At 51.8% G+C, this 12,227-nt stretch carries 8 protein-coding genes; all 8 read right to left on the minus strand.

What is annotated here, in order from left to right; genetic code table 11:
• Position 1: 1 nt before the first annotated feature.
• Entirely contained in the window at positions 2-2,935 is a 2,934-nt protein-coding gene (locus tag BBD42_RS28315) for an ABC transporter permease (protein WP_099520878.1), read from the minus strand.
• Between the two features lie 3 nt (positions 2,936-2,938).
• Positions 2,939-4,021 (minus strand): efflux RND transporter periplasmic adaptor subunit, encoded by a 1,083-nt coding sequence (locus BBD42_RS28320; RefSeq protein ID WP_099520879.1) that lies wholly within the window; start codon positions 4,019-4,021, stop codon positions 2,939-2,941.
• On the minus strand, positions 3,987-4,757 hold the full coding sequence (locus tag BBD42_RS28325; protein WP_099520880.1) for an ABC transporter ATP-binding protein: 771 nt from the start codon (positions 4,755-4,757) through the stop codon (positions 3,987-3,989). The genes BBD42_RS28320 and BBD42_RS28325 overlap by 35 nt, the downstream gene beginning before the upstream one ends.
• Before the next feature lie 218 nt (positions 4,758-4,975).
• A complete protein-coding gene (pyrE, locus tag BBD42_RS28330; RefSeq protein ID WP_099520881.1) occupies positions 4,976-5,623 on the minus strand; it encodes an orotate phosphoribosyltransferase in 648 nt (215 codons plus the stop codon).
• A gap of 1 nt (position 5,624) precedes the next feature.
• Complete coding sequence (gene pyrF / locus BBD42_RS28335; protein WP_099520882.1) at positions 5,625-6,356, minus strand: orotidine-5'-phosphate decarboxylase; 732 nt, start codon at positions 6,354-6,356, stop codon at positions 5,625-5,627.
• Positions 6,357-6,490: 134 nt separating this feature from the next.
• The gene (carB, locus tag BBD42_RS28340) at positions 6,491-9,712 is read right to left on the minus strand and encodes a carbamoyl-phosphate synthase large subunit (protein ID WP_099520883.1); all 3,222 of its coding nucleotides are present in this window, start codon (positions 9,710-9,712) and stop codon (positions 6,491-6,493) included.
• Positions 9,699-10,850 carry a carbamoyl phosphate synthase small subunit gene (locus BBD42_RS28345; protein ID WP_099520884.1) on the minus strand — a complete coding sequence of 384 codons (1,152 nt, stop codon included), beginning with the start codon at positions 10,848-10,850 and terminating at the stop codon, positions 9,699-9,701. Before BBD42_RS28345 ends, carB begins: the two co-directional genes overlap by 14 nt.
• 62 nt (positions 10,851-10,912) lie before the next feature.
• Positions 10,913-12,202 (minus strand): dihydroorotase, encoded by a 1,290-nt coding sequence (locus tag BBD42_RS28350; protein WP_099520885.1) that lies wholly within the window; start codon positions 12,200-12,202, stop codon positions 10,913-10,915.
• Positions 12,203-12,227: the final 25 nt, after the last annotated feature.

The raw sequence follows: 12,227 nt of genomic DNA on the forward strand, positions 1-12,227 counted from the left end.
GTTAGCGCTCCTCTCCCATTTTAACTGCCTGATGCACCCGCAGCCTGCGAATATGCAGGAAGAGCAGCAGCGCTCCAGTAATCATCATGAAAGCGACGACGATAAACAGCTGGTTCGTATCCTTCGCTTCGAAGACGACGCGGAACGGCGGCACCGTTTCTGTCGCATTTTCGGCCGTCTGCAGAAATGGCAGGAACAATAGACTCGTCAGCTTGCCAATCATGACGCCTAGCCCGATGGAAAGTCCCGCTGTAAACAGCTGCTCCAGCATGAGCATGCCCGTAAGCTGCCTGCGTGAAAGACCCATCGCCCGCAAAACCCCGAATTGTACGACCCGCCCTGAAAGATTAAAGAACCAATACAGCACGTATCCGGTTAAAGTAACGATGACCGATACTAGGAAGCCGAGACTGAGAATCCCGAATACGCCGCCTCGGGTCGGAAGCTTGGACTGGATAATCAGTTCATTGCGCACATCCTTGACGGTAGCGACTTCAATGCCCTGTTTTTGCAGCTCTTCCAAGATCGGCGCAACCTTCGCACCATCTTTCATTTTGAGCCAAACCTCGTAAGGCATAATCGGAAGCTGGTCATAAATATAATCCAGATTCGTAATGACGAACGGCGATTGATCCGGATATTGCGTCGGCCAATACGGCAAAATGCCAACGACTACAAAATCCAGCTTGCCTTCGGTAAAGCCAACCGACATTGTATCTCCCGGCTTGAGCTGGTACTTCTCCGCTACTCCGGTTGGAATAAGCGCCGCATGCTCATACATGCCCAAATAGTTCAAATACGTAAACGGATGTGTTGGAAACAGGTCATTGCGGAACCAAGCTACTTTGGAGAAATCGACATTGTCGATACCCATTACCGTACCCTGACCAATGGAGCGTCCTGAAACGACGATGTTCCCTTTCGTTTGCAGCACGCGTGCTGCCGCTTCAACGCCTTCCATTTTGCGGAACAGCTCAAAAGGCGGTTCACTGTACAAAATGCGCGTAGGCACAGGCTGTTGCGCTCCGCCTCCACCGCCGCCGGAGCCTCCGCCCGTTCCACCACCAGAGCCGCCTGACGAACCGCCTCCGTTGCCGCCGGAGCCATTTCCACCGCTGCCGCCATTGCCGCCGCCGTTTCCATTGCTGCCTCCGGTATATTTGACCTCTGGCGTTCCGTCCCAATTCGTTTTAATGACGACATCCGTGCCGAATTTATACAGCGTACGCTCTGTCGAGTTCAAATCAATTGTACGGGCAGCAGATGCATTATATACACCGAGTCCGAGTGTCAAGACAAGCAAAATCATCAAAGGGTAATAACCTTTGGAAGAGCGCGACAGCTGAGTAAGTGTCAAATAAAGCGGAACGGGCAAAAACTTCCGGCCCAGCCAGTTAAACACCTTCAGCAGCCACGGGAACAACCGCAGGAAAAACAATCCCATTGCAAAAATCGATAAAGCCGGTACGAAAAATAGAAACGGCTGCACATTAAGCTGATCCGTCGTAAGTCCCGTCTGGAAGGTCAGCATTTGGCGCTGATTAAACATATACCAGCCATATCCGGCTGCGCCAAGCAGCAAAACATCAATGAACCAGCGCTGCCAAAACGGACTGCGGTCCGAACGCGCCAAATCCCTTTTGTAGCTTACAATCGATGATCTGGCATAAATAATCGCCGGAATAATCGTCGAGAGCAGGGCCAGCACGACGGCTGCTACGCCTGCAATTATCGCCTCAGTCGAGAAGCCGACCGGAATCGACGTCCGATTGACGAAGGACAGAAAGCCATTGGCCGAGCCGATGCTTTTCGCCATAAACCAGCCGAGGAACGGGCCGATTACTAGAGCGATTGCCCCAAGCAGCAAGCCCTCGAGCAAATAAATCCATATAATTTGCCTTGTGCCTGCTCCGCGGCTGCGAAGGACCGCGATGTCGCTGCGCTGCTTATCGAGAGACTGCCGGGCATTCATCGCGATAAAATAGAACACCATCGCAAGCATCGGAGCTGCCAGCGTGAACAGCAGCGTCTGAAGCTGCAAGCTCTGCCGCTTGAACTCAATAAGCGTATCAGCAAATGAAATTTCCACCTTCGTGTCGGTCAGGCGCTGATAAAGCTCAATATTTAAGCGATCCAGCGTTCTTCCCAGCGGCGAAAGCTGACTCGTCTGCACTTGCGACAAATCGAAAGCATAATACCAGCTTGCATTGTTAAGCGGAATTTTTTGCTGCTCCAGCAGCGTCTTCAAAAATACGTTCTCGTGAATCTGGAGCGTATTCATCAGTCCTTCAAGCCCTTGATACCAATAAGGATCGGTGTCATTCAGCGGCTTGACAGCTCCGACGATTTTGACGCGCAGCGTCAAATTCAGCCCGCTGTAGATCGGGTATTCGAATACATCCCCAATATGAACATCATTGCGGTACATCGCTTCTTCAAGCATAACCGCTTCCATCACGCCATCTTTATCGACCTTGTCGGTAAACCAGCGTCCTTGCATAATTTCGGTTTTGCCTTCCAGCCCCGTCATGGACATCAGTGTCATCTGACGGGTACGGCTCGCATCCACCTTGGTCGGGTCTTCTGGCACGACATCGGCGCCGCGGAGCGACAAGCTGCGAACAAAGTTCTGATAAGCAAACCCGATTTCATTCGGTACATCCTCTTTAATATATCGGTCAACTTCAGTCAAAGCTGAAAGATCGGTTGTCTGGCCGCCTGGCGACTGATACCGCATCAGCAGCGAGCCTGCCGGCAAGCCGGTGCTCTTCTCTTTGAGCGAAGCCGCGACTACGCGCTTGAGTGCCCCATCCGCATACATCGGGATGCTGGTTGCAAAAGCAACCGCAATCGTCAGACCCGCCAAGGCGCTAAACGTCAGCCAACGGGTGTTCCACATTTTGCGGAACAAAAATCGCAGTAGAGGTATTCCCATCGGCTATCGACCTACAACTTTCTGTCCCGGCTCCAAGCCTTTCAAAATCTCGATTTGTGTCGCCGTTTGCTGTCCAACCTCAACGTCCACTTCACGTTTGCCATCTGCATCAATGACTTGCACGTAGGTACGCGATCCAATAGAACGCAGGGTAGATGGCGGGATTACGATGACATTTTCCTTGCGCTTCGTAATAATGCTGATCGAAAGCGGGGTACCGCGAGTCAAGTTTTTAGGCAAATTTTTAATTTCCACCTGCATAAAATCTTCCGGCCGCTCTTTATCCGTATTATTGCCTGTGCCGCCGTTGCCTCCGTTATTGCCGCCATTAGAGGAATCCGTATTGGTCATCGGCATCATTTTCACCGTGCCCTTGAATTTGCCGCTATTGCTGATTTCCGCTACTATTGGCATGCCGACGACGATTTTGGCTATTTCATCCTTGGTCAGCTTCGCTGCCGGAATAAGCGTCGTCGTATCGGCTATGACCGCAATTGTGCTATACGCTTTAATTGCTGCACCTTTCTCCACATTGAGCGAAACAATCGTTCCGCTAATCGGTGCTGTCAGCGTAGCCTTCGCAATCTCTGCCTCCTGATCGACCAGCGCCTGCTTCTTCTCTTCAAACAAAATCGATCTTTCTTCAAATTCTACCGGGTCCATCTCATCGCGCGTTCTCAGCGCTTCCTTCATCGCGGTCTCTTCCTTGCGGAAAGCCAGCTTATCCATGCGCAGCGCCTTCGTAAGGGCATCGACATCAAGCTGGCCAATGACCTCGCCTGCGGACACTTTATCGCCAACCTTGATGTTCAGCTCTTTCAGGTTTTTGCCGTCCAGCGTGAAAAAGACAGGCTCCTCGCGGGATGAAATCAATTTGCCGATTACGTTAACCTTCGTCTCCAGCGTATCTGTCGTTACCTCATACTCTGGCTTCTTGGAAATTTGGGGCGGTGCAATGGAAGGCAATACTTCCTCTTCTTCTTCAGCAGGCAGCAAGGAGCAGCCGCTAGTTATTAACATGATTGCAGCAAGACTTATTATTGCGGGACGTTTAAATAAATTTCCCGTCAACCATTTCATAGACATGGTCGGCAACCTCCATAATAGTAGGATCATGTGTCGTCATACAAATCGTAACTTGTTCCGTGCGAATAATCGTTTTAAAAACACTCATAATTTGAGCTGCCATGTTGGAATCCAGCTCTGCGGTCGGCTCATCCGCCAGCAGCAATATCGGCTTGTGCGCAATCGCCTTCGCAATAGCAACGCGCTGCTGCTCGCCCCCGGACAGCTCGAAGGGACGATGGTTCATCCTTTTCTCCAGGCCAACCAGCTCCAGGCAGTGGTCCACCCGTTCCTTCCACGTTCCACGCGGAACGCCAGCCATCCTTAGCGACAGCTCGACATTCTCCTTCGCAGACAGCAGCGGCATCAAAGCGAACGCCTGAAAAATAAAGCCCATTTCCTTGCGCCTGACAAGTGTACGCTTATCGTCGCTCAGCTTATGAAAGGGCCTGCCGTTAAACCAAATTTCGCCTTCAGTCGGTGTATCCAGTCCGCCCAGGCAGTTCAGCAGCGTCGTCTTCCCCGAGCCGGAACGGCCGCGAAGCATAACGAGCTGATTTTGCCGGAGCTCCATATTAATGCCTTTGAGCACGCGCAGCGGCGCACCGCCAGCCTGAAATACCCGTTCAACATTCACAACGGAAAGCAGTTTTTCATTATGTACTTCTTTCTCTAGCTTCGGATCCTGCTTTTCTTCCTTCGCTAGATCGGGCTCTTGCACCGGTTGCTCATCCTTTTTTTTCTTGCTAAATATCATAGCTGATTTCTATACCTCCTCTTAAGCAGAGCGCCCTAGGATGACAATCAGGCTGCTCAATTAAAAAACCTTCATAATTCTCATCTTAACGTGTTAGACGAACGATTACAGCAAAAAGTTACAACAAAATCCGACGAATTCAAAATTTTTACTGAAGCTTAATTAAATATAAAAAAACTCCAGCCTTCCGGATTGGAAAGACTGGAGCGCTGCTTATGCTAATTGCCGAACGCTTGCGGATTTTCGCGCCATGCTTGCAGTTTCAGCATATCGTCGCTTTGCACCTTGCCAAGCTCTACGGCTGATTCAATAAGCTCGGAATAGTTCGACAGCGTTTCAAGCGGCATGTTCGCCTCGGCGAATGCCGAAGCCGCCTGTGCGAATTGGTAGGTGAAAATCGCCAGTACCGCCAGTACCTCGGCCCCCGCCTCGCGAACGGCAAGTCCCGCTTTCAGCGAGCTGCCTCCAGTTGAAATCAAATCTTCAATGACAACAACCTTTTGCCCTGGCTCAATGCGGCCTTCAATTTGGTTCTGCTTGCCATGGCCCTTCGCTTTATCGCGAATATAAGCCATCGGCAGTCCAAGCTTATGCGCGACCCAAGCCGCATGGGGAATACCCGCAGTCGAGGTGCCCGCAATGACTTCCACATCTGGATAACGCTCGCGAATGACAGCAGCGAAGCCATCAGCAACAAGCTCGCGAATAGCCGGGTAAGACATCGTTAGACGATTGTCGCAATAAATCGGCGACTTAAGACCTGAAGTCCACGTAAAAGGCTCATTTGGGCTAAGGGCTACTGCTCCGATTTCGAGCAGGCTGGCAGCAATCGTTTTAGGCAATTCCGAAAGTTTAACTTGGCTCATCTTAAATCAGCTCCTCAATAATCGCTTCTAATACTGCTCTTGAATTTGCGGCAGCCGTGATCGGCCGGCCAATAACCATATAGTCTGTACCTTGCTTTAACGCTTCTGCTGGTGTCATAATGCGCGATTGGTCGCCCACATCGGCACCTTTCGGGCGAATGCCCGGCGTTACCGTCTGGAAGGAAGCGCCGCATGCCTGCTTGATGGCCTGCACTTCAGCAGGGGACGCCACTACGCCATTCAGACCTGCAGCGCGGGCAAGCTCTGCGTACCGCAGAACAGCCTGCTCCACCGTTCCAGCAATGCCAATTTGCTCGTTGAGCATCGCTTGGTTGGTGCTGGTCAGCTGGGTCACTGCAATGATGCTTGGCTTTTTTTGTCCAACAGCAAGCGCAGCTTCCATGCCCTCGACCGCTGCCGCAAGCATTGCGCTTCCGCCAGCAGCATGGACATTAAACATGTCGACGCCGAGCCGGGTCACACTGCCTGAGCCGCCTTTGACCGTGTTCGGAATATCATGCATCTTTACATCAAGGAATACAAGGTAGCCCCGCTCCTTAAGTCCCGTTATGAACGCAGGACCCGCAGCATAAAACAGCTGCATGCCCACCTTCATATAACAGGGGATACCTTCCAGCTCATTCAATAAGCGCTCGGCGGAAGCCGCGTCCGCATAATCGAGCGCAACCATAATTTTTCCGGCTGCCTGTTCCCGTTCCCGTGTCAAACCCATCGTTAACCGTCCCCTTTGCCGTGTTTTTGCGAAATATGCGCATTAAAAAGGCCATCCGCCGGGCCACGCGCACCCGCAAAAGCAAAGCCATTTGCGGGCCGCAGGCAATCGGCGCTGGCCGTGCTTGCTAAAACTTATTTGTGCAGCAGTGTTGGCATCGAACGCGAGGAGAAGTTGATGGTCTCCATCATCCGCAGCAAGGCGCGAACCGTATCAAGCGACGTCATACATACAACGCCGTTCTCAACCGCTTCACGACGAATACGGAAGCCGTCGCGCTCAGGCGTTTTGCCTTTTGTCAGCGTATTGAAGACGAACTGTGCTTTGCCTTCACGGATCAGATCAAGAATGTTCGGCGATCCTTCGCTGAGCTTGTTCACTGTCGTTACCGTCATGCCCGCTTCTTCAAGCATAGCTGCCGTGCCGCCAGTTGCAATGATTTTGTAGCCAATGCTGTAGAAGCCACGAAGCAATTCGAGCGCCTCTTCTTTATCTTTATCCGCAACGGTCGCAATGATCGAGCCCGTTGTCGGGATTTTCATGCCTGCGCCTAGCAATCCTTTGTACAAGGCTTTCGCATATTGCACATCGCGTCCCATAACCTCACCCGTCGATTTCATCTCCGGTGTCAAGGTAGGGTCAACACGGCGCAGCTTCGCGAACGAGAAGACCGGAACTTTAACCGATACATACTCGTCTTCAGGCCACAGTCCGTCTTTATGGCCCAGGTCAGCCAGCTTCGTGCCAAGAATCGCTTGTGTCGCAAGGTTCGCCATTTGCAAGTTTGTTACTTTGCTCAGGAATGGAACCGTACGCGACGACCGCGGATTTACTTCAATGACATACACGATCTCGTTATGAATTACGAACTGGATGTTAACCAAGCCGATTACGTTCAGCGCCTTGGATACTTTGATCGTAATGTCGACGATTTGCTCCTTCACGCTGTCAGACAACGATTGCGGCGGATACACAGCAATCGAGTCGCCGGAGTGAACGCCTGCGCGCTCAATATGCTCCATGATGCCTGGAATCAATACGGTGTCGCCATCACAGATCGCATCCACTTCCGCTTCCATGCCAAGCATATAACGGTCGATGAGGACAGGATGCTCTGGATTGATCTTTACCGCTACTTCCATGTAGCTCAGCAAATCTTCATCCGAGTATACGATTTCCATTGCGCGGCCGCCCAAAACGTACGATGGACGAACGAGTACAGGGTAACCAAGCTTTTGTGCCGTCGCTACTGCTTCGCCAACCGAGGTTACTGTGCTGCCTTCCGGCTGAGCCACGTTCAAGCCGCGAAGCAAAGCTTCGAACTTTTTGCGATCCTCTGCCATATCGATGCTTTCCAGGCTGGAGCCGAGAATTTTCACGCCAGCTTTGGACAGCGGAGCTGCGAGGTTAATCGCCGTTTGGCCACCGAACTGCACGATTACGCCGATTGGCTTCTCTTGCTCAATAACGTTCATGACATCTTCAAGGAATAAAGGCTCAAAGTACAGGCGGTCCGATGTGCTGAAATCGGTCGACACCGTCTCTGGGTTGTTGTTGATAATAACCGCTTCATAGCCAGCTTTCTGAATCGCCCATACCGCATGAACCGTCGAATAGTCAAACTCAATGCCTTGTCCGATCCGAATGGGGCCAGAGCCAAGTACAAGCACTTTCTCTTTCGTCGAAGGCGTTACTTCGTTTTCTACCTCGTAAGTTGAATAGTAGTAAGGCGTGCTCGCTTCAAACTCAGCGGCGCAAGTATCAACCATTTTGTATACAGGTACGATATCAAGCTCTTTACGATAAGTACGAATATCATGCTCATTCGTGTGGCTGCCATTCGGGTTGCCTTCTTTGCGAAGCTCAGCGATCGAACGGTCGGAGAAGCCTTTGCGCTTCGCCTGGTACAGCGTTTCACGGGAAAGCGTTGCTTCCTGGCGGATTTTATCCTCGAATGCTACGATGCCTTCGATTTTGTCCAGGAACCACCAGTCAATGTTCGTCAGATCTTGAATTTCCTGCAAAGCATAACCACGGCGGAACGCTTCGCCTACCAAGAACATGCGCTCATCATCCGGTTTTTGCAGGCGTGCGCGCAGCACATCATCGCTGAGGTCTACTGCTTCCTTCAAGTGGATGCGATGCGTGCCGATTTCAAGCGAACGGACCGCTTTATGAATCGACTCCTCGAAAGTACGGCCAATCGCCATAACTTCACCTGTCGCTTTCATTTGCGTGCCGAGCTTGCGGTTCGCATTCACGAACTTGTCAAACGGCCAGCGCGGAATTTTCGATACGATGTAATCCAGCGTAGGCTCAAAGCAAGCATACGTTTGGCCGGTTACAGGGTTTACGATTTCATCAAGCGTGTAGCCAATTGCGATTTTAGCAGCCATTTTAGCAATCGGGTAGCCTGTTGCTTTGGAAGCCAGCGCCGAAGAGCGGCTAACGCGCGGGTTAACTTCGATTACATAATATTGGAAGCTTTGTGGATCAAGCGCGAACTGTACGTTACAGCCGCCTTCGATGTTCAAAGCGCGAATGATTTTAAGCGAAGCGGAACGAAGCATTTGATACTCGCGGTCCGACAACGTTTGGCTAGGCGCTACTACGATACTGTCGCCAGTATGTACGCCAACCGGGTCAAAGTTTTCCATGTTGCAGACAACGATACAGTTGTCATTCGCATCACGCATAACTTCGTATTCAACTTCCTTCAAGCCGGCAATCGATTTTTCGATCAAGCATTGGCCGATTGGGCTGTAACGGATACCGGAAGCAACTGTTTCTAGCAATTCTTCTTCGTTTGCGCAAATACCGCCGCCTGTACCGCCAAGCGTGTAGGCAGGACGAACGATAATCGGGTAGCCGATTTCATTGGCAAAAGCAACTGCTGCTTCAACTGTCGTTACGATGTCGCTCTCTGGTACCGGCTGCTCCAGCTCGCGCATCAGATCGCGGAACAAATCGCGGTCCTCGGCTTTTTCGATAGCTGTCAGCTGTGTGCCGAGAAGCTGCACATTTTCTGCTTCCAATACGCCAGCGCGCGCCAGTTCAACCGCCATATTGAGGCCTGTTTGGCCGCCAAGCGTCGGCAGCAAACCGTCTGGACGCTCCTGACGAATGATTTGCGATACAAATTCAAGCGTAATTGGCTCAATGTAAACTTTATCAGCCATGTTTGTGTCTGTCATAATGGTAGCCGGGTTGCTGTTAATCAATACAACCTCATAGCCTTCTTCCATAAGCGCCTGGCAAGCTTGCGTGCCGGCATAGTCGAATTCAGCGGCTTGGCCGATTACAATCGGGCCGGAGCCGATGACGAGAATTTTTTTGAGTTTATTATTTTTGGGCATACTGAAGCTCCCCTTTCACTTTCAACGTTTCCGCGAGTACGACTTGGCGACGCTTTTGCGGGTTATTTAATTTATGTGTGCGAATCATACTCAGGAATTCGTCAAACAGATAGCTGGAATCATACGGTCCTGGAGCAGCTTCCGGGTGGTATTGCACCGAAAATGCAGGATGCGTATTATGCTTCAGCCCTTCAATTGTGCGGTCATTGTTGTTAATATGCGTTACAATCAGACCGGAGTTCGCAATCGAATCTTCCATTACAGTGTAGCCATGGTTCTGGGAAGTAATGTAGCAGCGGTTCGTTGCCAGTTCCTTCACCGGGTGGTTTCCGCCGCGGTGGCCGAATTTAAGCTTCGTTGTATCAGCGCCGCAAGCAAGTGCAAACAGCTGGTGTCCAAGGCAAATACCGAAGATCGGGAACTCGCCGAGCAGCTCGGAAATCATTTTAACCGCATGTGGAACGTCTTTCGGGTCCCCAGGGCCGTTAGACAGCTGAATGCCATCCGGTGCCAGGCGGCGAATTTCTTTTGCAGTCGTGTCATGAGGCACAACGACGACGTCGCAGCCGCGTTTAGTCAGCTCGCGCAAAATGCCGCTTTTTGCGCCAAAGTCTACGAGCACAATGCGCTCGCCATTGCCTGGGCTGGAAAATACATGCTTCGTCGATGTGCGAGCTACTTGATCCGTCATTAGTGTGGACAAGCCAAGGCGCTCTTGCAGCTCCTCAATGCGCTCGTTGCCAGTTGTAAGCAAGCCTCTCATCGTGCCATGGTGACGCAAAATCCGCGTCAGCATGCGCGTGTCGATTTCGCTGATGCCCGGAATGCCATATTCCTTAAGCAGCTGCTCAAGCGAATATTGGGCGCGCCAGTTGCTCGGCACCGGCTCATTGCGGCGAACGACAAAACCGTGGATATACGGGCGAATCGATTCAAAGTCATCGCGCGAAATGCCGTAGTTGCCGATCAGTGGATAAGTCATCGTCACGATTTGTCCACAATAGGATGGATCCGACAATACTTCCTGATAGCCAGTAATACCTGTATTAAAAACAACCTCACCCATCGTTTGCACTTCTGCACCGAAGGATAGTCCTGTAAACAATGTTCCATCTTCCAATAATAATCTCGCTTGCATCCGTCTCACTCCTCAGGTCTTCGTATTCCTATATGTCAATTAGCATATCCAAGTTAACGTTCTTATGCTTGCTCCGACCACACAACCGCACCATTCACAATCGTCGCTACCGGCCAGCCTTGCAGCTTCCAGCCGCCGAATGGCGTGTTGTTGCTGCGCGAGGCAAAGGTTGCCGGATCGACTGCACGCTCGCTATCGAGATCCACTATCGTCAGATCAGCTGGCGCACCTGCTGCCAGGCGGCCTGTCTCCAGCTTGAACACCCGTGCCGGATCAGCCGTCATACGGTCCAGCAGGAAGCCGAGCGTCCATTTGCCGGTTTTAACAAACTGCGTGTACAGCAGCGGGAAAGCTGTCTCAAAGCCGACGATTCCGAACGGCGCCAGCTGCATGCCGCGCGCTTTCTCTTCCGCGCTATGCGGCGCATGATCCGTTACGATCATGTCGATCGTGCCATCTTCCAGCGCTTCGATGACCGCAGCCACATCGCGCGGCGTGCGCAGCGGAGGGTTCATTTTCCAATTGGCGTCAAAGCCTGGAATGTCCTCGTCCGACAGCACCAGATGATGCGGGCAAACCTCAGCGGTTACGTTGACTCCAATTTGCTTGCCAAGGCGGATCAGCCTTACCGATTGCTCCGTGCTGACGTGGCAGACATGATAATGAACGCCTGTCGCTTCAGCGAGCAAAATGTCGCGGCCGACATGAATCGCTTCCGATTCATTCGGAATGCCTTTCAGTCCGTTCTCGCGGGAGAACTTGCCTTCCGAGACGAACAGTCCCTCAACCAGCGTATTGTCCTCGCAGTGTGCAATGACCGGCATGTCTAGCGACTTGGCCAGCGCCATCGCATCCTTCATCATTTGCGCGCTTTGCACGCCGACACCATCGTCGGTAAAGCCAATTGTGCCAGCCGCTTTCAGCGCTGCGAAATCCGTCAGCTCGCGACCGAGCTGATTTTTGGAAATTGCGGCGTAAGGGAGGACCCGAACGACGCCTTCCTTCGCATTTTTGTCCAAAATATAGTTGATCGTTTCAGGTGTATCTGTCACCGGACGAGTGTTCGGCATGCAGGCGATTGTTGTAAAACCGCCTTTCGCTGCTGAACGCGTCCCTGTTGCGATATCTTCTTTATATTCGAAGCCAGGATCGCGCAAATGCACGTGCATATCGATGAAGCCGGCTGATACGAGCTTGCCCTCTGCGTCAATCACTTCTGCTGAACCTGTGTCCGGCATTGTTTCGCCGCTTGCAAGCTCGGCGATTTTGCCATCCTCAATTCGAATATGCTGCTTCACTAGGCCGCTTGCAGCTGTATCCCATACGCTGCCGTTAATAATCCATAATGACATTATCCGTTCACCCTCCCGATTTCAT

Source organism: Paenibacillus sp. BIHB 4019 (genome assembly GCF_002741035.1).
Classification (GTDB): domain Bacteria; phylum Bacillota; class Bacilli; order Paenibacillales; family Paenibacillaceae; genus Pristimantibacillus.